The 24,886-nt window shown below is 47.9% G+C and carries 24 protein-coding genes and 2 rRNA genes; 1 reads left to right on the top strand and 25 read right to left on the bottom strand.

Annotated features, from left to right (window positions below):
* Positions 1–6: 6 nt before the first annotated feature.
* The 13 genes from glmU to metG all read right to left on the bottom strand — a co-directional run bounded on the left by glmU (position 7) and on the right by metG (position 12,511).
* Positions 7–1,380 (bottom strand): bifunctional UDP-N-acetylglucosamine diphosphorylase/glucosamine-1-phosphate N-acetyltransferase GlmU, encoded by a 1,374-nt coding sequence (gene glmU / locus K6T23_RS00330; RefSeq protein WP_238283374.1) that lies wholly within the window; start codon positions 1,378–1,380, stop codon positions 7–9.
* Between the two features lie 316 nt (positions 1,381–1,696).
* Positions 1,697–1,990, bottom strand: coding sequence for a septation regulator SpoVG (gene spoVG / locus K6T23_RS00325; protein ID WP_048007721.1), 294 nt, complete (start codon positions 1,988–1,990; stop codon positions 1,697–1,699).
* Positions 1,991–2,184: 194 nt separating this feature from the next.
* Entirely contained in the window at positions 2,185–2,559 is a 375-nt protein-coding gene (locus tag K6T23_RS00320) for a RidA family protein (RefSeq protein ID WP_238283373.1), read from the bottom strand.
* A gap of 20 nt (positions 2,560–2,579) precedes the next feature.
* On the bottom strand, positions 2,580–3,416 hold the full coding sequence (gene purR, locus K6T23_RS00315; RefSeq protein ID WP_053429998.1) for a pur operon repressor: 837 nt from the start codon (positions 3,414–3,416) through the stop codon (positions 2,580–2,582).
* Positions 3,417–3,488: 72 nt separating this feature from the next.
* Complete coding sequence (gene ispE, locus K6T23_RS00310) at positions 3,489–4,343, bottom strand: 4-(cytidine 5'-diphospho)-2-C-methyl-D-erythritol kinase (RefSeq protein WP_079513571.1); 855 nt, start codon at positions 4,341–4,343, stop codon at positions 3,489–3,491.
* Between the two features lie 169 nt (positions 4,344–4,512).
* A complete protein-coding gene (locus K6T23_RS00305; RefSeq protein ID WP_053430000.1) occupies positions 4,513–4,695 on the bottom strand; it encodes a small, acid-soluble spore protein, alpha/beta type in 183 nt (60 codons plus the stop codon).
* Between the two features lie 116 nt (positions 4,696–4,811).
* Positions 4,812–5,081: a biofilm formation stimulator Veg gene (gene veg / locus K6T23_RS00300; protein ID WP_048007716.1), complete on the bottom strand. Its 270-nt coding sequence runs from the start codon at positions 5,079–5,081 to the stop codon at positions 4,812–4,814.
* Positions 5,082–5,339: 258 nt separating this feature from the next.
* Entirely contained in the window at positions 5,340–6,218 is an 879-nt protein-coding gene (gene yabG / locus K6T23_RS00295; RefSeq protein WP_238283372.1) for a sporulation peptidase YabG, read from the bottom strand.
* Positions 6,219–6,372: 154 nt separating this feature from the next.
* Entirely contained in the window at positions 6,373–7,254 is an 882-nt protein-coding gene (gene rsmA, locus K6T23_RS00290; protein ID WP_238283371.1) for a 16S rRNA (adenine(1518)-N(6)/adenine(1519)-N(6))-dimethyltransferase RsmA, read from the bottom strand.
* Positions 7,247–7,807 carry a ribonuclease M5 gene (gene rnmV / locus K6T23_RS00285; protein WP_053430003.1) on the bottom strand — a complete coding sequence of 187 codons (561 nt, stop codon included), beginning with the start codon at positions 7,805–7,807 and terminating at the stop codon, positions 7,247–7,249. Before rnmV ends, rsmA begins: the two co-directional genes overlap by 8 nt.
* 120 nt (positions 7,808–7,927) lie before the next feature.
* A complete protein-coding gene (locus tag K6T23_RS00280) occupies positions 7,928–9,178 on the bottom strand; it encodes a G5 and 3D domain-containing protein (RefSeq protein ID WP_238283370.1) in 1,251 nt (416 codons plus the stop codon).
* A gap of 250 nt (positions 9,179–9,428) precedes the next feature.
* A complete protein-coding gene (locus K6T23_RS00275; RefSeq protein ID WP_238283369.1) occupies positions 9,429–10,196 on the bottom strand; it encodes a TatD family hydrolase in 768 nt (255 codons plus the stop codon).
* A 362-nt stretch (positions 10,197–10,558) separates the two neighbouring features.
* Positions 10,559–12,511, bottom strand: coding sequence for a methionine--tRNA ligase (gene metG / locus K6T23_RS00270; protein ID WP_238284358.1), 1,953 nt, complete (start codon positions 12,509–12,511; stop codon positions 10,559–10,561).
* 606 nt (positions 12,512–13,117) lie between these two features.
* Here metG and K6T23_RS00265 point away from each other — a divergent pair.
* Positions 13,118–13,399: a transition state genes transcriptional regulator AbrB gene (locus K6T23_RS00265; RefSeq protein WP_048007712.1), complete on the top strand. Its 282-nt coding sequence runs from the start codon at positions 13,118–13,120 to the stop codon at positions 13,397–13,399.
* A gap of 51 nt (positions 13,400–13,450) precedes the next feature.
* Here K6T23_RS00265 and rsmI read toward each other — a convergent pair whose 3' ends face one another.
* From rsmI to K6T23_RS00205, 12 genes are all read right to left on the bottom strand, one after another.
* A complete protein-coding gene (gene rsmI / locus K6T23_RS00260) occupies positions 13,451–14,323 on the bottom strand; it encodes a 16S rRNA (cytidine(1402)-2'-O)-methyltransferase (protein ID WP_238283368.1) in 873 nt (290 codons plus the stop codon).
* Positions 14,301–15,074, bottom strand: coding sequence for a tRNA1(Val) (adenine(37)-N6)-methyltransferase (locus tag K6T23_RS00255; RefSeq protein ID WP_056541655.1), 774 nt, complete (start codon positions 15,072–15,074; stop codon positions 14,301–14,303). The genes rsmI and K6T23_RS00255 overlap by 23 nt, the downstream gene beginning before the upstream one ends.
* A 71-nt stretch (positions 15,075–15,145) precedes the next feature.
* On the bottom strand, positions 15,146–15,514 hold the full coding sequence (yabA, locus tag K6T23_RS00250; protein ID WP_056541651.1) for a DNA replication initiation control protein YabA: 369 nt from the start codon (positions 15,512–15,514) through the stop codon (positions 15,146–15,148).
* A 14-nt stretch (positions 15,515–15,528) separates the two neighbouring features.
* Complete coding sequence (locus K6T23_RS00245) at positions 15,529–16,356, bottom strand: PSP1 domain-containing protein (RefSeq protein ID WP_053430007.1); 828 nt, start codon at positions 16,354–16,356, stop codon at positions 15,529–15,531.
* A 7-nt stretch (positions 16,357–16,363) separates the two neighbouring features.
* A complete protein-coding gene (holB, locus tag K6T23_RS00240; protein WP_056541648.1) occupies positions 16,364–17,347 on the bottom strand; it encodes a DNA polymerase III subunit delta' in 984 nt (327 codons plus the stop codon).
* Positions 17,348–17,362: 15 nt separating this feature from the next.
* Positions 17,363–17,803 (bottom strand): YaaR family protein, encoded by a 441-nt coding sequence (locus K6T23_RS00235; RefSeq protein WP_056541645.1) that lies wholly within the window; start codon positions 17,801–17,803, stop codon positions 17,363–17,365.
* A gap of 15 nt (positions 17,804–17,818) precedes the next feature.
* Entirely contained in the window at positions 17,819–18,148 is a 330-nt protein-coding gene (locus tag K6T23_RS00230; RefSeq protein ID WP_048007747.1) for a cyclic di-AMP receptor DarA, read from the bottom strand.
* 65 nt (positions 18,149–18,213) lie between these two features.
* Entirely contained in the window at positions 18,214–18,852 is a 639-nt protein-coding gene (gene tmk / locus K6T23_RS00225) for a dTMP kinase (protein ID WP_222929173.1), read from the bottom strand.
* Positions 18,852–20,282 carry an aminotransferase class I/II-fold pyridoxal phosphate-dependent enzyme gene (locus K6T23_RS00220; RefSeq protein ID WP_238283367.1) on the bottom strand — a complete coding sequence of 477 codons (1,431 nt, stop codon included), beginning with the start codon at positions 20,280–20,282 and terminating at the stop codon, positions 18,852–18,854. The genes tmk and K6T23_RS00220 overlap by 1 nt, the downstream gene beginning before the upstream one ends.
* A 115-nt stretch (positions 20,283–20,397) precedes the next feature.
* Positions 20,398–20,598 carry a sigma factor G inhibitor Gin gene (locus K6T23_RS00215; RefSeq protein ID WP_238283366.1) on the bottom strand — a complete coding sequence of 67 codons (201 nt, stop codon included), beginning with the start codon at positions 20,596–20,598 and terminating at the stop codon, positions 20,398–20,400.
* 1,111 nt (positions 20,599–21,709) lie between these two features.
* Positions 21,710–21,826: ribosomal RNA gene (gene rrf / locus K6T23_RS00210) — 5S ribosomal RNA — on the bottom strand.
* 113 nt (positions 21,827–21,939) lie between these two features.
* A 23S ribosomal RNA gene (locus tag K6T23_RS00205) occupies positions 21,940–24,873 on the bottom strand.
* Positions 24,874–24,886 lie beyond the last annotated feature (13 nt).

The raw sequence follows: 24,886 nt of genomic DNA, 5'->3' as shown, positions 1-24,886 counted from the left end.
CTCCAATTATTTCTTATGATTTAGATTTTGAGCATAATTTTCTTTGTTTACCTGGCGTGCTCTTGCGATAGAGAGTGCCTCACCCGGTACGTCTTCCGTGATGGTCGACCCGGCAGCCACATAGGCGCCCTGTCCGATCGTCACCGGTGCCACGAGGTTCGAGTTGCAGCCTACGAATACACCATCTTCGATTTTGGTGAGGAATTTATTCTTCCCGTCATAGTTCACTGTGATGGAGCCACAGCCGAGATTCACGTCACTGCCTACCTCGGCATCGCCGATGTAGCTGAGATGGGACGCTTTGCTTCCTTTTCCGAATGAAGCCTTTTTAATCTCGACAAAGTTTCCGATCTTCACTTCATCGCCGATGTTTGAAGCCGGTCGGATATGAGCGAATGGACCGACCTGGACATCTGCTCCTATGAAACTATCGTGTGCGACGGATTGTCTCAGGACAGTGCGATCGCCAATTGTGCAATCCTTCACTTCCGTATTCGGTCCGACCACTGCATCCTCACCGATGACCGTGTTCCCCTTGAGCACCGTCCCTGGCAGGATGACCGTATCTCTCCCTATCGTAATATCTGAATCAATGTACGTATTTTTTGGATCTTTGATGGTTACACCATTTCTCATATGAAATTCGTTGATGCGCCCTTGCATGGTGATCTCGGCCTGTGCTAAGGCCACTCGATCATTCACACCCAGCGTTTCAGCGAAATCGCCTGTTTGATATGCGCTGACAATCTCTCCTTCGGCCTTGAGGATCTCAATCACATCCGGGAGGTAATATTCCCCTTGGACATTATCATTCGATACCTTCGTCAAAGCCTCGAAAAGAGCTTTATTGTCAAAGCAGTACGTTCCCGTATTGATCTCCTTCACGCGTAGCTCTTCGTCTGTCGCATCTTTATGCTCGACGATCCGCTCGACCAATCCTTGATCATTACGGATGATACGTCCATATCCATCCGGAGCTTCCGTATGCCCTGTAAGGATGGTCGCCTTCGCGCCGAGACCTTCATGATGTGCAACCAGCGCTTCCATCGTCTCACCCTTGATGAGGGGAGTATCTCCGCATACGACTAAAGTAGTGCCTTCCAGATTCCCTAACACATCTTCCGACTGCCTTACCGCATGAGCCGTTCCCAGCTGCTCAGCCTGCAGGGCAAAGTCACTCTTCCCTTCAAGATGGGACTTGACGAGCTCTGCACCATGGCCGACGACCGTGACCGTCTTTTCCACGTTCAATGTGGAAATATGATCGACCACATGCTCAACCATAGGCTTCCCGCACACCTGATGAAGCACTTTATATAGCTTGGACTTCATCCGGGTCCCCTGACCGGCAGCTAAAATAACGGCATATCTATTTGTCATCTCGGATCCTCCAATAACCTTTTTATCCATAACGAATATATCCTAAAAACTCACCCATTTCAAGGATTCCTCTAAAAGTACATATATTTGTTAAAGGAGAGGATGCTTGCATGGAAGAGGAAAAATGTCACCCTGAAAATTGAAAGCGATTCATCCATACCAAACCTCTCCAGCTGCACAATCACCCATATTTTTAAAAAAGTTCACAAAAACAGGTTTTCGCCTCCCGATAGAGGGTATAAGGTAAGCGAAACAAAAACCCTCGCACATAAAAAAAGAGCCTTACATAGTAGTAGGCTCTAGATGCATTCAATTCTTAAGAAGCCCCCGCTTCTTCCAGTTCTACTTCTTCTAACTCACCTAGACGATGATACTCTTCTAAAACAGCATCTTGGATCTTACCTCGGGTACCTGAATTAATCGGGTGGGCGATATCTCGGAATTCCCCATCAGGAGTGCGCTTACTTGGCATTGCCACAAATAAGCCATTGTTCCCATCGATCACACGGATGTCGTGTACGACAAATTCATTATCCAACGTGATAGATGCAATCGCTCTCATTCGGCCATCGGTGTTAACACGGCGTAATCTTACGTCTGTCACTTCCATTCTGTTCACCACCTTTTCCCTAGATGAAATCTACTGTATGTATTCAACATTTTTTTGAATATTCCTTCTTAAAGATCATATTTTTTTCAAAATTTTATTTTATTATCCGTATTTTTCTATTTCAAAGGAACTAGTCTTCTTTTGAAATGGTACCGCTTGCACACTTGCCCTCATAAAAAAACACCCGTGAAGCGTTACTTCACGAGTGCGATGACTTCGATTTCCACCAGTGCGTCCTTCGGCAGCTTTGCTACCTCCACACAGGACCTGGCCGGTTTATGAGAGCTGAAATACTCTCCGTACACTTCATTGATTGCTCCGAAATCATCCATGTTCTTGATGAATACGGTCGCCTTCACGACGGATTCAAGGCTTGCATCGGCTTCTTTCAGCACGGCTTGGAGATTGCGGAACACTTGATGTGTCTGCGCCTGCACGTCTCCTTCTACCATCATCCCTTCCGGAGTCAATGGGATCTGCCCTGAACTGTAGAACAGATTATTCACCACGATTCCCTGAGAGTATGGTCCGATGGCTGCAGGTGCCTGATTCGTTGAAACTGTACGCATTGGTATTCCTCCTCATGTCTTTATGGTAAAAACGTGACCCCTGACTGAAAGTAATTCCCCTCCGTCAACGAGATCTGTTTATCCCGTTCATTGACTTCCGACAGCTTCAGGATGGAAACATAGTCATCCACCAGTCGTTCGTCCAATGTGTCCGATTCGACAAGGACCCCGATCCCCGACAGGGTGGCAGAGAATTCCTCCAGCAGATTCTTCATTCCATTGACCGTACCACCGGCCTTCATGAAATCATCGACGACCAAGACCTTTGATCCTTCCTTCAAGCTTCGCTTCGAAAGGACCATGGATTGGATCCGCTTTGAAGACCCCGACACGTAATTGATGCTCACAGTGGACCCTTCCGTTACGCGGCTGTCGCGACGGACGATCACAACAGGCACGTTCAGGAACGATGCAATGGCATTGGCGATGGGAATCCCTTTGGTCGCCACCGTCATGATGACATCGATTTCCTTTTCAGCGAATGCAGAAGCGAGCATTTTCCCTACCTTCTTCATCAGCTGAGGATTTCCCAGAAGATCGGTCATGAACAAATATCCCCCCGGCAGGAGGCGATCTGAACTTTCCATATGTTCGCAAAGCTCACTGACGATCGCCTTTGCTTCCTCCGTATTCACCTTGGGGATATATTTCACTCCGCCCGCTGCCCCTGGAACCGTCTGGACCGTGCCTACCCCGCGCCCCTCGAATGTCTCCTTGATAATGGTCAGGTCTTCACTGATGGAAGACTTGGCTGAACCGTACCGCTCAGAGAAAAAAGTCAAAGGGACAAGCTGATGAGGACGATCCAACATGTAATGGGTCATGTCGATTAATCGCTCACTTCGTTTAAACTTCACTAAAGAAACCTCCCGAATCCGAATAATGTAATGTAAATATATCATTATTATACGGATTTAGGCAAGGACCTCTTATTCACCAAGCATCCTGACCGCGAACACCTGATCACAAAAGCCGCGAAGGCCATTATAGATCCGGTGGACCCTCGATTCATACTGCACCAATCCATATACCGTCGGACCGCTTCCACTCATCAATACCGAATCGGCACCGAAGCGCTCCATTTGCTCTTTAATATGCGCCACTTCTGGATACATATTTAATGTGACAGATTCCAAAACATTGCTGAGATGATCACAAATCCCATGGTAGCTCTCATTTTCCAACGCTTTGATCATCGCTTCTGTATCCGGGTGCTTCAGGTTTTTTACATCCAGATTTTTGTAAACATCTGCTGTAGATACACCGATCGTCGGCTTGGCCAGGATGACCCAACAGTTCGGCGGGGATGGAAGATGTCGGATCTTCTCCCCTCGTCCCGATGCAAGCGCCGTTCCCCCGTAAACACAAAACGAAACGTCAGAGCCGATTTCAGCCCCAAGATCCGCAAGCTCGTCCATGCTCAATCCAAGGCCCCACAGCTCGTTCAGACCTTTCAGCGTGGCGGCTGCATCGCTACTGCCACCTGCCAGTCCTGCTGCCACAGGAATCACCTTATCGATGGTGATGGCCACACCCTTTTTGATATTGAACCTCTTCTTTAACAACTGGGCAGCCTGATAAGCAAGATTCCGTCCGTCATCCGGAACAAACCGATTATGCGAAAGAATTGTAATTTTATCTTCTGACAGATCCACCAGTTCAATTCGATCCGCAAGATCGATCGTCGTCATGACCATTTCAACTTCATGGTAACCGTCCGGCCGCTTATGTAACACATCCAAAGACAGGTTGATCTTTGCAGGCGCCTTTACTGATAACCTCATATCATCACCTTCTTACCAATCTCTTTGCTCTATATTGTATCATACACTAATTATAACGAGTGTTTTACATCAAAGCAGTAAGTAATTTTATCACGATGGGCCGTTTAAAGGAAAGGAGCCCCCCGTTGAACAGGAAGGCTCCTTCGGTAAATAATAAAAGTCGGCTAGACTACGACTGATCCCTTGATGTCAGCTGCTGGCTTGCGAGTTCTACTGCACGCTTCACCATGTTGCCGGCATCCCGTGAAGAAATACCGCCCCAGCCTTCACGTTCCACGACATCATAAAATCCAAGATCTTTGGCCAGTTCTGCCTTCAATTGATCAGACATGACACCTTTTCGTTTAGCCATAGTCATCCTCCTTCAAGATCCACCTGGGCTTAGTATGTGCATGTACCCAGTCGGATACGAAGGGAGTTTGCACCAATTGGAATTTTTGACAAATAAAAAAGCAGTAAACGAGTTGTCTACTGCTGGCTAAAGATGATATTTCCTGCTGCTTCATCATAAAATGTTAGTTGAACTGTCTCAGTGAGAACATCTGCATAGCTGTAAGAAACTCTTTCAAACGCATTCTCTTCTTGATCGAGCTGAACCACGAACACTGAAGGATACGTTTCGGCAAGAACGCCTGAACGCTCAATCGTTTTGCGACGTCCACCGTTTGCTTTGAGCATTAATCGTTTCCCCAGATTGGAATCAAGGGACCTTTTAATGTCGGCTAATGTTTTTGGCATTTCGCTTCCACCTCACTAAAGATAAGTATAACACATTATGTAATTTCAGTCAAATAAATTTATTATTTTAACAAGAACCATGAATACCTGTCAACATATTTTATTCAACAAAAAGTACGTTTTTTCTACACCCCTACCTTTCCCCAGAAGTTGAAAAATTATGTAGACCTCGTCCAAAACCCTTATTCCTAAGCTATTTCGGGATGTACAAGCACACAAAAAGACCTTACAATCCCCTTGTAAGATCTCACTGTCTCTTCATAGATCGTCGGTAATCTTAAATGGCATTCCCGTCCGGAGCACCCCTCTAGTCTCGATCCCCCCAAGGCCCTTTTCTCCCGTGAGCGTGTTGCGGATCACATCCCACACGTTGACCGAGTCCTTGAAACCCGTAAAGCAGATCTTCGCCACAATATAGACGGGGTCGAGGGCATGGATATTCACCCTGGAAGGAGAGCTTGCGAAGTTGGCCCCAGCATGGATGAGGGACTCAAAATGGGACTGGCAGGCCCCTGCAAAGATGACTAGTTGATCAAGGTGGGGAGATTTCCTCCTCGCTTCCTTGACGGCCTCCACAAAATACTTGGAGTGCCTATAGGCATTGATTTCGCCCTTACCGCCTTTTGATTTGGTATACGCATCATGTCCGGTGAGGACGATGATATTCGGCCTGTATTTATCAATCAGAGGACCGATACGGTTCGGCATCTCGGTTTCACTGCAGTGTATCCCCTTGACGGGCACGCCGATCTTTTCGTACAGATCGAGGCATTTTCTTAAGTAACTGGGGTCCCCATCGAGGTGAAGGACCTTCCCTGGAACCTGGAAGTAGTTATAGTCCTCCCTGTAGGCATTGGTCACTCTGTATTCCTGCTTATGTTTGAGGAGTTCGATATCCTGCTTGAACAAGTCGAATGATTGCTCCTCCAGGTTGCGGAATTCCCTGGTGATCCGGTCCCGTTCCCTCGGATCCATCTTCTTCAGGTCGTGAAAAGGAGCATCCGCTATCAATCGATAATCTTCCCCGTATAGCATCGCCGTTTTTTGGTCATTCACCATACGGATATCGATCACGCGGAATAATATATCACACTGATACGATAGCCGGCCGACGACATCATTGATTTCGATATTCATATCCGTCACTCCCATAGACGATCAAGACTCAGGTCTGCCGATGTCTATCCTGCAGATTCCTTTACTTACCCTATGCAGCCCACCATTGATCTGTGTCAGCGTCCCAGGAAAAGGAAAAGAAAAAGAGACCGGACAAAGCCGGGCTCTTCGTTCGTTATTCTTTAAAATCAGGTAGTAATGCGTCACTGAGGTTCCCGAATTCTTCAATGGAAAGGGTTTCCCCCCGGCGAGTCGGATCGACGCCTGCTTTCGACAGGGCCTCCAGGATAAGATCTTTCTTTTCTTTTCCTTGTGGAAGCTGACTTGTCAGGTTGTTCAGGATGGTCTTCCTGCGCTGGGCAAAGGAAGCACGGGAAACCGTGAAAAGGAAGTCTTCATCCTGTACCTGGACGGGAGGGACGCTCCGCTTCGTCAATCTGATGACAGCTGAATCGACGTTCGGCTGCGGCATGAAGACAGACTTCGGCACGGTCATGACCATCTCTGCCTCCGTATAGTACTGAATCGCGATGGAGAGGGAGCCATAGGCCTTTGTCCCGGGACGGGCCGATATACGGTCCCCTACTTCCTTCTGGAGCATCACGCAGATCCCGTGGATCGGCAGGCGCTCCATCAACAGCTTCAAGATGATCGGCGTCGTGACGTAATATGGGAGGTTTGCCACGACCATGATATCTTCATATCCAGCGAGTTCTGTCTCGATGATCGATGCCACATCCGCTTCCAGCACATCCTGGTTCACGATCGTCACATTGTCATAAGGAGAAAGGGTGTCTTCAAGAATCGGGATCAGGCGCTGGTCGATTTCAAATGCAACCACCTTCCCGGAAGTCCGGGCAAGATGCTCCGTCAAAGCCCCGATCCCGGGTCCGATCTCGATTGCCGCCGTCTCTTTGGATAAACCTGCATGGTCGGTGATATTACGGAGGATATTCGGATCAATCAAAAAGTTCTGTCCTAGACTCTTTTTGAATGAGAACCCGTGCTTCTCCAAGATTTCCTTCGTTCGTATGGGTGTCGCTATATCTTTATGCATGCTCTTCCTCCTGAATGATCTCCATTAATGCCTTCTTGAATTCTTCCCTTTGAATATTGAACATCCGCAGACGCTTGTGCAATTGTTTCCCATTAGTGTAACCGATTCTGAGCTTCTCACCAAGGGCGATCCGGCGATCCTTTGATTTGGCACTGCCGATCAGTCCCGCGTCGATGAGGTCTTCCTGTGTGATCAGCTCTTCCTGGTCTTCTTGAATGACTTGAGCCTCTTTCAGGGCCTCCCTGATTGCTTCAGGGCTTGCATGCTCCACGCCTATTCCCCTTCCCGCCTTCGGAAGGGCATCCTTCTTATGGATGAAGGCATGCTTGCAGCCGGGTACGGCATCGCTGACGATCTTCCGGATTCGCTCCCCGGGGAAATCGGGATCCGTGAAGATGATGACACCTCGCTTTTCATGTGCATGCTTTATTTTTTCAATGGTTACGGGAGAAACGGCAGATCCATTCGTTTCAATGGTATCTGCATCCACGGAGCGACGGATCGCGACCGTGTCATCCTTCCCTTCCACCACGATGATTTCTTTAATTTTCATATTTCCTCCAAAGTCGTTGAAACTTTTTCCGGGTCTCACCCGTCTTATAGATTGAATACCTAACGACCATTATACCTTCTTCTGATAAAAATGAAAAAAAAGCAGGAGAATTCCCCTGCCTTAATCCAAGATCTTCACTTTCACCGTTTTCCGGCCCCAGCGATAGGCATCGGCATGATCTGAATAGAACACATCGATTTTGTTGCCTTTGATGGCACCGCCTGTATCAGCAGCGACCGCAAATCCATATCCCTCTACATATACCTTCGTGCCCAGAGGAATGACGGATGGATCAACGGCAATCACTTTCGCATTCGGATTTGCTTTCAGGTTCATACCTGAAGCCGTATGGCCCGAGCATCCATTACAAGAAGCCGTATAAGCAGTAGAGCTCACATAGAATTCCTTGCCGCCGCTCGGCTCTTCCTTGGTGCTGGTGGTACTAGTGCTGACAGGCTTGGCTGCAGCCGTCGATTTACCTCGTGAAACCTGGGCTACCAGCTTCTTCGTACCGACACTGACAATCTTATCCTGGCTTTCTTTGACGGTTTTTTCACTGATCAGCTTTCGGGAGACTTCTTTTCCATTCTCCTTCACGATCTCGAATTTCTTTTCTTTCTTCCCTTTTTTCCCTTCTTGAACAACCTTCTCCTGGCCGTTTTCAAGATCGGCATCTTTTTTGGAAACAACCGTAAAATCTGTTGCCTCTTCCACTACATCGGTGACTTTTTCAACTCGAACAACATTTACGACATCTTTTTCCCCAATGACTGTGTCTAATTCTGGTTCAACTCGGTCTGTTTTCTTGAGTGTGATTCCCTGTTGCTTTAAAAAGTCAGCGACCGTAGTCGAAGTAGACCATACCTTTTTCTTTTTCCCGCCGTCTACAAGGGACAGGGCAAATGCGGTATCAATCTTTACCTTCGTGTTCCCGTCAATCTTCTCTGATACATCCGGTTGAATCTCGTCGTGCTCCCCTAATTCAATATCCTGTTCAGAGAGTAAATCCTTTACCGTGTCAGCTGTCGTCCAGACCTTCTTGTTCTGATCTCCCACTGTCACATCTACCTGTTTAGCCGGTTCCCATACTATTTTCATATTATTGGATACCTTTGTATCTCCCGAGGGATACAAATAGTCTTCAGAGCGATTTGAAACATCTAATTCTTCTAATATATCTTGAATTGTATTTGCATGCGTTCTTATCTCTTTTTGCTCGCCGTCCAGGGTCAATGCGACCGCCTTCTTCGAACCTTCATAAAAAAGAATTCCGAAGATCGCTGCACTGGTAACGATCGTTGCAACCGTCACGATCCATTTCCCTCGACTCAAAGACTTGGAAAACAGGCTTTTCATGTTTTTCTCATTCATGAAAAACGCCTCCTTTTCTCGGAGTGATTATATAGAGTAATCCAAAGACTGTCAACCTGTACTTCTTTTTTCTTAATCTAGCAAAATGTTGAAATTAAGGGAACACAAAACATATTATGCAAAAAGAAAGGAAAAAAGGAAAGGGAGAGTTGTCGACAAGGTTATCCTATGTATGGACTTTCCTTTGTAGAACTTTTTGTTATTGTAGCCCTACCGGACAAGCTCTCCCCCAAATCGACAACAGCTTTTGTCAATTAATGTTGAATAATTTCTTTGCGTTGCGGGTTGTAGCTGCTTCCACCTCTTCGATGGAGATTTCTTTCAGCTCGGCGATCTGCTCAGCCACAAGCCTCACATAGGCCGGTTCGTTCCGCTTGCCCCTGTTGGGATGCGGTGCAAGATACGGACAATCGGTTTCCACCAACAGTTTCTCGAGAGGGATCTCCTTTGCCACTTCCTTCGGCTTGCGCGCATTCTTGAAGGTGACAGGACCTCCTAATGATATATAGAAATTCATATCCACACATTCCTTCGCCACTTCCGGACTTCCGCTGAAGCAGTGCATGATTCCGCCCACTTCAGAAGCCTCTTCTTCCTTGAGGATATCGACGATGTCCTGTGTGGCTTCGCGATTATGTATGATGATCGGCAGCTTCACTTTCTTAGCCAGACGGATCTGCCTTCTGAACACGTCCTTTTGCACATCCTCCGGTGATTTATCCCAGTGATAATCGAGACCCATTTCACCTAAAGCCACGACCTTCGGATGCTTTGTCCATTCTTCGATCCAATCAAGATCTTCGTCCTTCATATCGATGGCATCCACAGGGTGCCACCCTACACTTGCATAAAGAAAATCATAGGTTTCAACAAGCTCCATTGCCCTTTCGATCGTCGGCCGGTCAAATCCGACTACGACCATGTTCTCAACCCCAGCCTCTTTTGCCCGTGCTATGACCTCCTCTACATCTTCATCGAATTGCTCTGCATTCAAGTGGACATGTGTGTCAAATAGCATGTTAAACACTCCTTGTGTGAGATTAGTTTAATATAAAAAATCATGACAAGCTTCTCAGAATTGTAACAATTGCGTTACATATTATGGTTATATTGGTTGGTTTTTAGTAATTTATGTTGCTTTTTGTCCTTCACACATTGTATATAAAGCCAACGGAAATCTAAAATGATTTGTTTATAGGTCTATTGGATCTACAGGGGAAACGGAAAGCGCCATTACATAATGAAGTAACAAATTGCTTTATTAGCGATAGCTTTATCTTCTCTCAATACAGTTGATTCATACAAATCGCATTCAAAATCATTTTCTTACTATAATAAAAGAAGAAAAGGGTGTTCCACGTGGAACACCCCTTTCCTTTCTTATTTCACCCGCGCTCCATTGGCAAGGGTTTGATCGACGGTTGCAAGAGAAAGGATGCCGTTTTCCTCTCCGGCAAGAATCATTCCCTGTGACAATTCCCCACGGAGTTTGACCGGTTTCAGATTGGTGACACAGATCACCTTCCGACCGACCAGATCTTCCGGAGAGTAGAACTTGGCAATGCCCGAAACAACTTGTCGTTTCTCATATCCGAGATCAAGTTGAATCTTGAGCAGCTTATCGGTTTTTTTCACCGGTTCAGCAGCCGTCACCTGAGCAACACGGAGGTCCACTTTCATGAAATCATCAATGGCGATTTCGTCGGATTCCTCCACGGATGGTTTTTCCTCTGTAGCAGGCGCTGACCCCTGCATCTTTTCTTTGATGAAGGCCACTTCTTCGGCAAGGTCAAGGCGCGGGAAGATCGGCTCCCCTTTCTTCACCACTTCAGTACCGGCAGGAATCACGCCGAATGTTTCAAGGCTTGCCCACGTTTGAAGAGCTTCATCATGCAGATTCAACTGCTCGAAGATATTCTTCGGTGTACGCGTCAAGAACGGCTGTAAGAGAACGGCGACACGTCGTAATGATTCTGCAAGGTGACTCATTACACTGCCAAGATCTTCGCGTTTTTCTTCATCCTTCGCAAGGGCCCAAGGCTGTGTTTCATCAATGTATTTGTTCGTGCGGCTGACAAACTGCCACAGACTTGAAAGAGCAACCGAGAACTCCATGTTCTCCATCGCTTCTTCGTATTTCTTCACGGTAGCAAGGCCCATATCGGCAAGCTGCTTGTCGTACTCGCCACGAGGTCCTGCATAGCTCGGGATGACGCCGTCAAAGTATTTATTGATCATGGCAACTGTACGATTCAACAGGTTCCCTAGATCATTGGCAAGGTCGAAATTGATTCGCTCCACGAATCCTTCAGGCGTGAAGACGCCATCTGAACCGAACGGTACTTCCCTGAGAAGATAATAGCGGAGGGAGTCCAGTCCATAACGATCGATGAGTGTCACAGGATCCACGACATTCCCTTTCGACTTGGACATTTTCCCATCCTTCATGAGCAGCCAGCCATGGGCAAAGACTTTTTTCGGCAGCGGCAGCTCGAGCGCCATAAGCATGATCGGCCAGTAGATGGTGTGGAAACGGACGATTTCCTTTCCGACAAGATGAACATCTGCAGGCCAGTATTTTTGGTACTTCTGATCATTTTCCGTTCCATATCCAAGGGCGGTGATGTAGTTCGAAAGAGCATCGATCCATACATAAATGACATGTTTCGGATCACCCGGCACTTTTACGCCCCAATCGAAGGTCGTACGGGAAACGGCAAGGTCTTCGAGGCCCGGCTTAATGAAGTTATTGACCATTTCATTCTTCCTGGACTCTGGCTGGATGAATTCCGGATTTTCTTCATAATAAGCCAGAAGACGATCCACGTATTTGCTCATCTTGAAGAAGTAGGATTCTTCCTTTACTTTTTCAACGGGACGGCCACAGTCAGGACAGTTCCCGTCCACAAGTTGTCTTTCCGTGAAGAATGATTCACACGGTGTACAGTACCAGCCTTCGTATTGGTCAAGGTAGATATCACCTTGTTCCAACAGGCGGGTAAAGATCTTCTCGACGATTTCCTTATGACGCGTTTCCGTCGTACGGATGAAGTCGTCGTAAGAGATGTCGAGTTTACCCCAAAGGTCCTTGATGCCGCTGACGATTTCATCCACATAGGCCTGCGGGGTGATTCCCTTTTCTTCCGCTTTGCGCTGGATCTTTTGTCCGTGCTCATCCGTCCCGGTCAAATACATCACATCGAATCCACGCATCCGTTTGTATCGGGCCATGGCATCCCCCGCCACGGTCGTATACGCATGTCCAATATGTAGATTTCCACTTGGATAGTAAATCGGTGTTGTTAAATAGAAGGTATTCAATTTCTCTTCCACCATAATTCCTCCTCGTTATCCTCATGCCCGATGAACCTCTTCATCTGAAGCAATGTTTTCATTTCTGTCACAAATCGACCATCCAGCATCTCTCAAGGATTTGACCGATCCGCTCTCCTAAAAAACCTTTTCCTAGATAAAAACGACCCCCACAAATAGCCCATTCCAGCCGAAAGGTCTACAGTGGTATAATTGTTATGTAATTCCATTTTCTTCTTATCATCTTAACCGCTTATCTCATCAAAATATACCTAAAAATGCTGGTTTCTGCAACTATAGCGGAATCCCCTCAAACCATGTCGAAACAAAGGGTGATTCATGTCGAAATAAGTCGAATAATCACTGTTCTCAAATGAAATTCGACAATATTCTGATTCGTTACACTTATTACAATAATGTTTAATTGGTAATACATTTTTTTACAAGGTTCCGATAATGTTGTTATAACAACATTTGAATATCCATAAATTCGTAATTTTTTACAGATTAATTTGTTGACGTGTTACCAAATCGTTGGTATGATAATAGCAGTAAAAGAAATTTGTCGAATATTGACGAACTACAGAGAGATATACATTCATTTCTATTTAATGGAGGAGATTTACTATGAAATCTACAGGTATTGTAAGAAAAGTTGATGAACTTGGTCGTGTGGTTATTCCTATCGAATTGCGTCGTACACTAGGCATTGCTGAGAAAGACGCTCTTGAGATCTACGTTGATGACGAAAGAATCATCCTTAAGAAATACAAACCAAGCATGACTTGCCAAATCACTGGTGAAGTATCCGATGACAACATCAAACTAGCTGATGGCAAACTCATCCTTAGCCGCGAAGGTGCGGATATCCTTCTTAAAGAAATTCAAAACGCCCTTACTACAAAATAATTGTCGTTATAAAAAGGACTGGCCCGTGGCCAGTCCTTTTCTTATTCCCAGTTATTCTACATGGTACGCTTGATACACATCACGCTTCGGAAGGGAGCGCTCCAGTGACACTTTCTTGATTGCGTCTTTTGAAGAAGCGCCTTCCTTCTCCATGTAATGCTCGACATGCTCTTTCACCGGAAGGGATGTCCACCATTCTTCCTCGGCAACCTTTTCACCCGGAGGCCGGCCTTCGATCAGCAGGCAGAACTCCCCGCGTACTTCTCCGTCCTGAGCCCATTCCATCACTTCTTCAAGAGAGCCCCTGATGAATTCCTCGAACTTCTTCGTCAGCTCACGGCAGACCACGATTTGACGGTTACCAAGAGAGGTGTGAAGCTCCTTGAGGGTTTCTTTTAACCTGTGCGGTGATTCATAAAGGATGAACGTGCTTTCGATCTGCTTCAGTTCCTCCAGCTCGTTCCTCTTATCCTTCTTCCCCCGATGCAGGAAGCCATAGAAGTAAAATGGCTGTGGAGCGAGTCCGGAAGCGATAAGCGCAGTGAGGGCAGCATTGGCACCCGGAAGCGGAATGACAGCCACTCCTTCTTCGATTGCCAGCTGTACAAGCTCATATCCGGGATCTGAGATAGACGGCATACCCGCATCGCTTACAAGGGCTACGGTCTCCCCGTCTTTCATCCGTTCAATCAGCTTCGGGCCACTTGCTTCCTTATTATGTTCATGGTAGCTGACGATCGGGGTCTGAATTTCGAAATAATTACAGAGCTTCTTCGTATTCCGCGTATCCTCGGCGGCGATGACCGTCGCTTCCTTCATCATCCTGATTGCCCGGAACGTCATGTCTTCCAGGTTTCCGATTGGAGTCGGGACGAGGTACAGGCTCCCTGTCTGACCGTCTTCAAAGCTTTTCTGTTGGTTCATCCTTGTTGCCTCCCTTCCCGAAGAGCATCTCCCTCACTTCTTCGGTGTACTCTCCATGTTCATCGTATACATATAGCGGTGGCAGGATCTTCAGGTCGGGCTTGCCGTCCTTGATCCCCTCCACCAGGATCGTATTGGCTTCACGCCCGGCCTTCGGATAGACGAATCGCAATCTCTTCGGCTCGAGTCTATGCTTCCTCATCAGAGAAAGAATATCCAGCAACCGTCCCGGTCTATGGACGAAGGCCGCTTTCCCGCGCTGTTTCAACACAAAGGCGGCAGCCTCTATCGTGTCTTCGAGGGTACAGAGTATCTCGTGCCTCGCAATCGCAAAGTGCTCGTTCTCATTCCGTTTGTCCTCTGCAGGGGTCTCGAAATACGGTGGATTGCATGTGACGACATCAAAATGGGAGTGATGAAGAAGATTACCGATCTCTTTCACGTCCCCGAGCTTCATCTCAATCTGATCATCGAGCTTGTTGTACCTGATGCTCCGCGTCGCCATATCATGGAGCCTTTCCTGAATCTCCACTCCCGTGATGGGTACATTCGTCCTCGCTCCCATCAGAAGGGGAATGATCCCGTTTCCCGAACAGAGGTCGACGATCTTCCCCCTTTGGAGTGGAAGGTAGGTGAAGTGGGCAAGGAGGACGGCATCCAGGGAAAATGAAAACACCGAGGGACTCTGGATGATCCTCATATCTTCTGCCAATAAGTAATCCAATCGTTCATCATCTTTTAGTTCAAGCATGCGTTCCTCCTGTTTTACATCAAGAAAAAGGACCAATCCGGTTAGGAATCAGTCCTTCGTTCTCTTCCTGCCTATTTTTTATTTAAAAAGGAAAGGCAGAACAGACAATCTTCATCCTTGCGCGGACTGCCGAAATGGATATTGCAGATGTGGAAGCCTTCCTGATACAGGCGGGCAAGGTTATCGTAACCTTCCCCGATATCCAGTGCCTTCTCCCCTTCTCCTGCTCGTTCCATTGCTTGCGCTTGTCCGGCAGCCGCTGCGGATGAGGCCTCCGTTTGCTCCAGCCTGCGGCGTAAATGTTCATTCTCAAGCTTCAAAGAATGATTCTCCTCCACCATCTCAGCCAGGAACTCCTTGAGCTCACCCAATTGACGATGTAAATGATCAATTTGTTGTTCCATATTACTGACTGAATCAAAGAATTCTTTCTTATCCACAATGCTACACCCCGTTACTCTGTGGCTTGGACTGATACGGCACTCTCATTCATAATTTCATCTAATGTGAATTCAAGAACGCGTTCTTCCTCCTTGATCTCCACTTGAAGGATACGCTCAAGAATATTAAGACCAACCACTTTGCCTTTTCCATGAGGTGTCTTGATCACAGCCCCCATATCCGGAAGTTCTTCCTTGGCCGCCTCGTATTCATCGTTCTCGTACTTAAGGCAGCACATCAGGCGTCCGCACAACCCTGAGATCTTCGTAGGGTTGAGGGATAGATTTTGATCCTTCGCCATCTTGATCGATACAGGCTCAAAATCACCCAGGAACGTCGAGCAGCATAGCATACGGCCACAAGGACCGATCCCACCGAGCATCTTCGCTTCGTCACGAACGCCGATCTGACGAAGTTCGATGCGCGTACGGAAGATGGAAGCCAGGTCTTTGACCAGCTCCCGGAAATCCACGCGTCCGTCCGCTGTGAAGTAGAAAATGACCTTATTGCGGTCGAATGTATATTCCACGTCAACCAGCTTCATATCCAGACGATGCTGATTGATCTTATCACAGCAGACATTATAGGCTTCCTCAGCAGACGACTTATTCTCGTCCACAATCAACCGATCTTTTTGATCGGCGATCCGAATGACTTTTTTAAGGGGAAGCACAACGTCATTCTCACCCACTGACTTACGTTCAACAACTACTTTACCGAATTCGACCCCTCGTACGGTCTCCACGATCACATAACAATTCTTATGGACGTCGAGCTGACCCGGATCGAAATAATAGATTTTCCCCGCTTTTTTAAAGCGTACTCCTACAACATCGTACAAAGGACCATCACCCCTGCAGTTTTAGCATAAGCTGTTCTACCAGCAGCTGCGAATTCATATTGGCGTTCAACTTGCGTTTGGCTTCAAGTATGGCCGTCATATTAGTAGAAAGACGGTTCGTCGATACATGAAGTGCGTTGGATTTCCAGTTTTCCTTTTGGTCCGGGTATACAAGCTGTTCGACTTTTCCCAGCTGGATATGGAGTAAGTCTTTATATATCAGAAGTAAAAGATCCAGTGCGCGATCGACTTGATCTTTCTCTTTGAAGTGCTGTACAAAATCCTCCTGGACTTTCACCATCGCTTGGAAGGGACTTTTCTGAAGGACTTCATATAATTTTAACACTATTATTCTTGCTTGTGCAAACCACTCATTGCGACATAATTCTACAGCTTCCTCATAATGATTGGTCAAATTCGCGGCCAAAGATGCGAATTGGGGTTCGATTCCTTCTTCCAGCAACTGCTTGACAAGCTGCTCTTTCGGAAGGGGCTTGAAGGATACAACCTGGCATCTTGAGAGAATGGTCGGCAGGATGCGGTGCACGTTCTCCGTGACGAGGATGGCCGTCGTATCAGCAAGGGGCTCTTCGAGGAACTTCAGAAGGGAATTGGCTGCATTGGCAGTCATTTTATCCGAATGCACAATGATGTATACCTTTTTCTTGGACTCCACTCCGGTTTTGGAGAATTCCTCCTGCAGCGCTTTGATCTGTTCCTTTTTTATGGAAAGGCCATCCGGTTCCAGCAAATGGAGATCGGGATGGTTCCCATTATCAATCCGTCTGCAGTTGGAGCACTCTCCACAGGCAAGTCCGTCCACTTTCCGCTCACAAAGGAGCGCCTTGGCAAACAGCAGGCTCATTTCCTTTTTCCTTGTCCCCTTTTCCCCTTCGAACAGATAGGCATGGGCCACCCGATCCTTCAAGATGCTGTTCTGAAGCATTTGAAGTACGACGGGCTGGAATGGTTGTAATTCTTCCATCATCATTTCCTAATCACTCTCTTACCTGTATAGATTGATGAGCAGTCCTTTGATTTCCCCGATTTTATCCAGGATATCAATGGACGGCCTCTCCTGATCCATCACCGCTTCGGCAAGATCGATCAGGTGCTGGTCGATGGTCTCGACGAGGCGTAGCTTCCTGCCTTCGCCAAACTGATTCCACGTATGGGATTCCTGTAGCTCCACCCCGTAGTCCACCGCTTCCTTGAGGAACTTTTTCACTAGCGTCTTATATTTGGCCAAATCCCGGAAGGACCGGCTTCTCCCTAAACGGGTGCCGGCATTTCCGATAGTCGACAGCAGTTGATTCAACTGCTCCATATGCAGCTTCTGATCATGCTGCTGTACCAACTGACCAAAGCGTGCTTGCGCCGATCCCGCCTGGCGCTGATCCTTCGGCAACTTATCGACTGGTATCCGCAGGTCCTGATTAATCTTCATCCCTACACGCCCTTTTTAGAACTGATGGAATTGCTCAACCGGCATGACGAAGACCGTCGCTCCGCCGACTTCGACTTCGATCGGATAGGGAACGTATGAATCGGCGTTTCCACCCATCGGTGAGACAGGAGCCACCATCTGTTCCCTGGACTGACAGTTATCCTTGATTACTTGAAGGGCTTTATCCACCCTGATATCTTCCGTTCCGATGATGAATGTGGTATTTCCCGATTTCAGGAAACCACCGGTGCTTGCCAATTTTGTCGAACGAAAATTATGATCCCGCAGAGCATTTGATAATTTATTGCTATCCTTATCCTGAACTACAGCCATAATCAATTTCATCTGAATCATCCTCTCATTCAATCATCCATATACTTCCTACTATTATAGCACTGAACGACGCTTTCTTACACTGTCCGTTTCTGTAAAAAGCCCTTCACGATTTCGTACGCCGCATCGGCTACAGCTGTCACACTCCGGCTCGCATCGACCACTTGTATACGACTTGGATATTTATTCACAAGTTCCAAATACCCCTCCCGTACCTTATGGTGGAATCCGACCGACTCAAGATCGAGTCGATTGACCTCTCTCCCTTTATGCTGATTGATCCGGTTCAACCCTTCCTCAGGCTCGATATCAAAGTAAAGGGTAAGGTCAGGCATATGATCCTCAATGGCAAACGCATTGATCTCTTCGATGGCATCCATCCCGATTCCCCGGGCCTTCCCTTGATAAGCTAGGGAGCTGTCGATGAAGCGGTCACACAGGACCACTTTCCCCTCCCGAAGTGCCGGCAGCACCTTCTCGACGAGATGCTGCCTCCTTGCAGCGGCATAAAGCAAAGCTTCCGTTCGCTCATCCATCTCTGTATTCTCCGTATGTAAAATGACTTCCCGTATCTGTTCGGCAATCTTGATGCCACCAGGCTCCCTGGTAATGACAACGGGTACGCCATCTTCTTCCAATCGTTTTGCCAGCACGGCCAATACGGTCGACTTCCCGGCCCCTTCAGGCCCTTCAACCGTTATGAAGCTACCATTCATCATGATTGTTCCTCCAATTCCTTGAACACATAAATCTTTTTTTCTTTCAATTCGTGGCGCCCCTGGATCGCTGCGCCCATGTCCACATACTCCTTCAACCGGCCGATCACATCATCTGTGATAGCTTCACCTTTCAGGAGCAGGGGGATGCCAGGAGGATAAGGGATGACCATTTGGGAAGAAACGCGACCTTCAGCCGATTGAAGAGACACCGCCTCTTCCTCCCGATCCTTCATTTCCTTCCAACCCATGGACAAGAGACTGTAGGATCGGATGGGTGCCGGTGGAATGAACGTCTCTTCCATTTCCTCCGCGTCCATTTCCCCTTCAAGCATATCCCTGACCCTTTCCAGGACCTCCCCATAAGGAAAGTCAACGGATTCCTTCATCAGTGGAAAGATGAGCAACACCTGCCTGGGGTCGGCAAGCTCTGCAAAAACACCTATCTCCTCCAGCTTTTTCTGAAGGCGATAACCGGACCATCCGGTAAATCTGACAAGAACCTTAAGAGGATCATCGGCCCTAATCACCTTCAGTCCCGGATGAAGCCTCTCCAGTTCCGAGATGAACCAGGAGATATCTGCCAACCCCTTCGCCACATCGGACGGTTTCATCGTCCCAAGATAAGAACGGGCATAATCGAGGGATGCCATGATGGGATACGAAGGACTGCTCGATTGAAGCATGGAGAGATACTCCTTCACCCGGACCTCATCCACCCTGGAACCCTTGATATGTAAAAAAGAACCCATCGTCATGGCAGGCAGCATCTTATGAGCCGATTGGATGACGATATCCGCACCAAGAGCAAGTGCCGACTCGGGAAACTCATCGCTTGCCTGAAAATGCGCACCATGCGCTTCATCCACGATACAGGGAATCCCCTGCCTGTGCAGTTCCCCAATGATCCCGTCAATGGGATAGGTAAACCCATAATAGGTGGGATAGGTCAGCACACAGGCTTTGGCACCCGGAAACGCCTCAAGTGCCTCCTTGACCGTTTCTAACGAGACACCAAGAACGGATTCCCCCTTTTCCTCCCACTCTGGTTCGAGCAGGACCGGAACAGCACCTGCAAGCCTGATTCCATTCCATACCGACTTATGACAATTCCTCTGGACCAGTACATAATCCCCTGCCGTACACGTAGCCAGGATGGCTGCCATATTCCCTGATGTACTACCATTCACAAGAAAATGACTCGACGTGCTTCCATACAAATCCGAAAGCAAGGCCTGCGCCTCCGCAATCGGCCCCTCGGCATCGTGAAGATCATCCAAACCCGTGAGTTCCGTCAAGTCCCCTTTTTGAGCGGGATTTCCCGTAAGGATGCCATTTTTATGACCCGGTACATGAAACGAAATCGGGTCGTTTGTTATATGTTTATTGATTGCCTGCACAAGCGGCATCTTTGATTGATCAACGTTCATCTTCCACTAACCCTTCCAACACTCTATCCATCTATCGTATCATATCCAGGCTCCATTGCGCTCAGGCTTATTCTTCCTGAGCTTCCCGGGCAAAAAAAAATCATAACCAAATCGGCTATGAATAGATTTCTGGAGTATTCACTTTCTTCAACCTTTGCACGAACAGCTTATAAAGAGGATCACTCGTCTCAGTCTCCACCATTTCACGCTCGCACTCATAGCATATAAACGATGTATACAGATGGATGCCGATCCGCCTCTCCTCACTGCAAACAATGCAGCATTCACCAACCGCCTTCGCATTCACATTACTCATAGCGCTCTCCTCCTCCATACATCTATTCTGCCACCAACCGCCGAATTGTATACGCAATTATCAACTTTTCAACTAACTGAATTATCACGGTGTACTTCCATCTTATGTATCACCGGCTTGGTCTGTGTTCACAGGCTGAAAAAAGTTGGGCGTTCTGAGGAGTAATGCTGTTTCATAATTCTTTTTGTTTGTACAGGGACAGAGCGTCAAGTTTTGGGATGAACTGGTTGATGGAGAGGGATTTCTGATTTGATCCGACGGTGAGGTTTACACCATTATCATATTCGATGGTTTTTGTACACAGACAAAGCGTCAAGTTATGGGAGGTATTGGATATTTTAATTTATTTTTTTATAGTGCCTCTTACCATTTTTCTCATTTATTGTACACAGACAGAACGTCAAGTTATGGGATTTTTTGGGATTTAGGCCGTAATAATTTTATCCCTTACGAACTTGAAACTACGATTGAAAAGTCGCAGGTATGCACGGCCTTGCGCAAATACAGGGGTCGGATCGCAAATAGAAAAATGAACATTGGCACGTTTCGCAAATAAAAAGTCGATTTTCACAAATAAAATCAAAAATGTCGCAAGTAGATGGTTGAATTTCGCAGGTATTTTCGTGCGTGGAAGGGAACGATGGGTCCTTGAATGCTTCAAATGGGAAAAAGATGTTGCGAGGAATGTCGAATGGTGTCAGGTGCATAAGTGAATACTTTATCTGGAAAAACTTTACTGATAAAAGCACCCTATCCGCAGGTATCACGCCCCCTTCGCAAGGAATGAAAAAAAGTCGCAAATAAGCGCGAATCCCCCCTAGCCTCATCTCCAGATAACGCCTCTGTCCAACCCACTTGGCTGATCATATACTCCCACAGGTCATTCAAGCTCTTTGACCTTGCTCCCTTGATCACCGGCCTCATCCCATACTCTAACCGTAATTTGGTCCTCCAAACCAACCCTTTCAACCTGCGATTTTCACATATCTCTCTAATCAACATCTTTCTAGCCGCCCTATTTCAAACGGCTAACATCACCGCCGACATCCCCTGCCAACGAAAAAACACAACAAAAAAGCAACCCATCAAATGAGCTGCTTTTCTCGATATTGCCTGGCGACGTCCTACTCTCACAGGGGGAGATCCCCCAACTACCATCGGCGCTGAAGAGCTTAACTTCCGTGTTCGGCATGGGAACGGGTGTGACCTCTTCGCCAATGTCACCAGACAGGTATTCCATTGAAAGAATTGTTCTTTCAAAACTAGATAAAGGGTTGATAGTCAATCATTACCGGCGTATCGTCCAGTCCGGGAGACGCGAAGCGCCTCCTTCGTCTTACTTTGGTTAAGTCCTCGATCGATTAGTATCAGTCAGCTCCATGTGTCGCCACACTTCCACCTCTGACCTATCTACCTGATCATCTTTCAGGGATCTTACTCACATAAAGTGATGGGAAATCTCATCTCGAGGGGGGCTTCATGCTTAGATGCTTTCAGCACTTATCCCTTCCGCACATAGCTACCCAGCGATGCCTTTGGCAAGACAACTGGTACACCAGCGGTGCGTCCATCCCGGTCCTCTCGTACTAAGGACAGCTCCTCTCAAATTTCCTGCGCCCACGACGGATAGGGACCGAACTGTCTCACGACGTTCTGAACCCAGCTCGCGTACCGCTTTAATGGGCGAACAGCCCAACCCTTGGGACCGACTACAGCCCCAGGATGCGATGAGCCGACATCGAGGTGCCAAACCTCCCCGTCGATGTGGACTCTTGGGGGAGATAAGCCTGTTATCCCCGGGGTAGCTTTTATCCGTTGAGCGATGGCCCTTCCATGCGGAACCACCGGATCACTAAGCCCGACTTTCGTCCCTGCTCGACTTGTAGGTCTCGCAGTCAAGCTCCCTTGTGCCTTTACACTCTGCGAATGATTTCCAACCATTCTGAGGGAACCTTTGGGCGCCTCCGTTACTCTTTAGGAGGCGACCGCCCCAGTCAAACTGCCCACCTGACACTGTCTCCCACCCCGATAAGGGGCGCGGGTTAGAATGTCAACACAGCCAGGGTAGTATCCCACCGACGCCTCCACCGAAGCTAGCGCTCCGGCTTCCAAGGCTCCTACCTATCCTGTACAAGCTGTGCCAAAATTCAATATCAGGCTACAGTAAAGCTCCACGGGGTCTTTCCGTCCTGTCGCGGGTAACCTGCATCTTCACAGGTACTATAATTTCACCGAGTCTCTCGTTGAGACAGTGCCCAGATCGTTACGCCTTTCGTGCGGGTCGGAACTTACCCGACAAGGAATTTCGCTACCTTAGGACCGTTATAGTTACGGCCGCCGTTTACTGGGGCTTCGATTCGCACCTTCGCTTGCGCTAAGCACTCCTCTTAACCTTCCAGCACCGGGCAGGCGTCAGCCCCTATACTTCGCCTTACGGCTTCGCAGAGACCTGTGTTTTTGCTAAACAGTCGCCTGGGCCTATTCACTGCGGCTCTCTCGGGCTTGCACCCTACCAGAGCACCCCTTCTCCCGAAGTTACGGGGTCATTTTGCCGAGTTCCTTAACGAGAGTTCTCTCGCTCACCTTAGGATTCTCTCCTCGCCTACCTGTGTCGGTTTGCGGTACGGGCACCATCTTCCTCGCTAGAGGCTTTTCTTGGCAGTGTGGAATCAGGAACTTCGCTACTATAATTCGCTCGCTATCACAGCTCAGCCTTCACGATGATGGGATTTGCCTCATCATCAGCCTAACTGCTTAGACGCACATATCCAGCAGTGCGCTTACCCTATCCTCCTGCGTCCCCCCATTGCTCAAATGGAAGAAAGGTGGTACAGGAATATCAACCTGTTGTCCATCGTCTACGCCTATCGGCCTCGACTTAGGTCCCGACTAACCCTGAGCGGACGAGCCTTCCTCAGGAAACCTTAGGCATTCGGTGGATGGGATTCTCACCCATCTTTCGCTACTCATACCGGCATTCTCACTTCTAAGCACTCCACCAGTCCTTACGGTCTAGCTTCGCAGTCCTTAGAACGCTCTCCTACCACTGACACCAAACGGTGTCAATCCACAGCTTCGGTGATACGTTTAGCCCCGGTACATTTTCGGCGCAGAGTCACTCGACCAGTGAGCTATTACGCACTCTTTAAATGGTGGCTGCTTCTAAGCCAACATCCTGGTTGTCTAAGCAACTCCACATCCTTTTCCACTTAACGTATACTTTGGGACCTTAGCTGGTGGTCTGGGCTGTTTCCCTTTCGACTACGGATCTTATCACTCGCAGTCTGACTCCCATGGATAAGTCTTTGGCATTCGGAGTTTGTCTGAATTCGGTAACCCGATGAGGGCCCCTAGTCCAAACAGTGCTCTACCTCCAAGACTCTTACAACATGAGGCTAGCCCTAAAGCTATTTCGGAGAGAACCAGCTATCTCCAGGTTCGATTGGAATTTCTCCGCTACCCACACCTCATCCCCGCACTTTTCAACGTGCGTGGGTTCGGACCTCCATCCAGTGTTACCTGGACTTCATCCTGGACATGGGTAGATCACCTGGTTTCGGGTCTACGACCACATACTCATTCGCCCTATTCAGACTCGCTTTCGCTGCGGCTCCGTCTTCTCAACTTAACCTTGCATGGGATCGTAACTCGCCGGTTCATTCTACAAAAGGCACGCCATCACCCGTTAACGGGCTCTGACTACTTGTAGGCACACGGTTTCAGGTTCTATTTCACTCCCCTTCCGGGGTGCTTTTCACCTTTCCCTCACGGTACTGGTTCACTATCGGTCACTAGGGAGTATTTAGCCTTGGGAGATGGTCCTCCCAGCTTCCGACGGGATTTCACGTGTCCCGCCGTACTCAGGATCCACTCAAGAGGGAACGAAGTTTCGACTACAGGGTTGTTACCTTCTTTGACGAGCCTTTCCAGACTTCTTCGTCTACCCCGTTCCTTTGTAACTCCGTATAGAGTGTCCTACAACCCCAAGAGGCAAGCCTCTTGGTTTGGGCTAATCCCGTTTCGCTCGCCGCTACTCAGGGAATCGCATTTGCTTTCTCTTCCTCCAGGTACTTAGATGTTTCAGTTCCCTGGGTCTGCCTTCCATGCTCTATGTATTCAAGCAAGGATACTGTTCCATTACGAACAGTGGGTTCCCCCATTCGGAAATCTTCGGATCAGCTCACTTACAGCTCCCCGAAGCATATCGGTGTTAGTCCCGTCCTTCGTCGGCTCCTAGTGCCAAGGCATCCACCGTGCGCCCTTATTAACTTAACCGAATTGGTTAAAA

Origin of the sequence: Rossellomorea marisflavi (assembly GCF_022170785.1) — a bacterium.
GTDB classification, from domain to species: Bacteria; Bacillota; Bacilli; order Bacillales; family Bacillaceae_B; genus Rossellomorea; species Rossellomorea marisflavi_B.
This window is presented reverse-complemented; position numbering and strand designations above follow the sequence as displayed.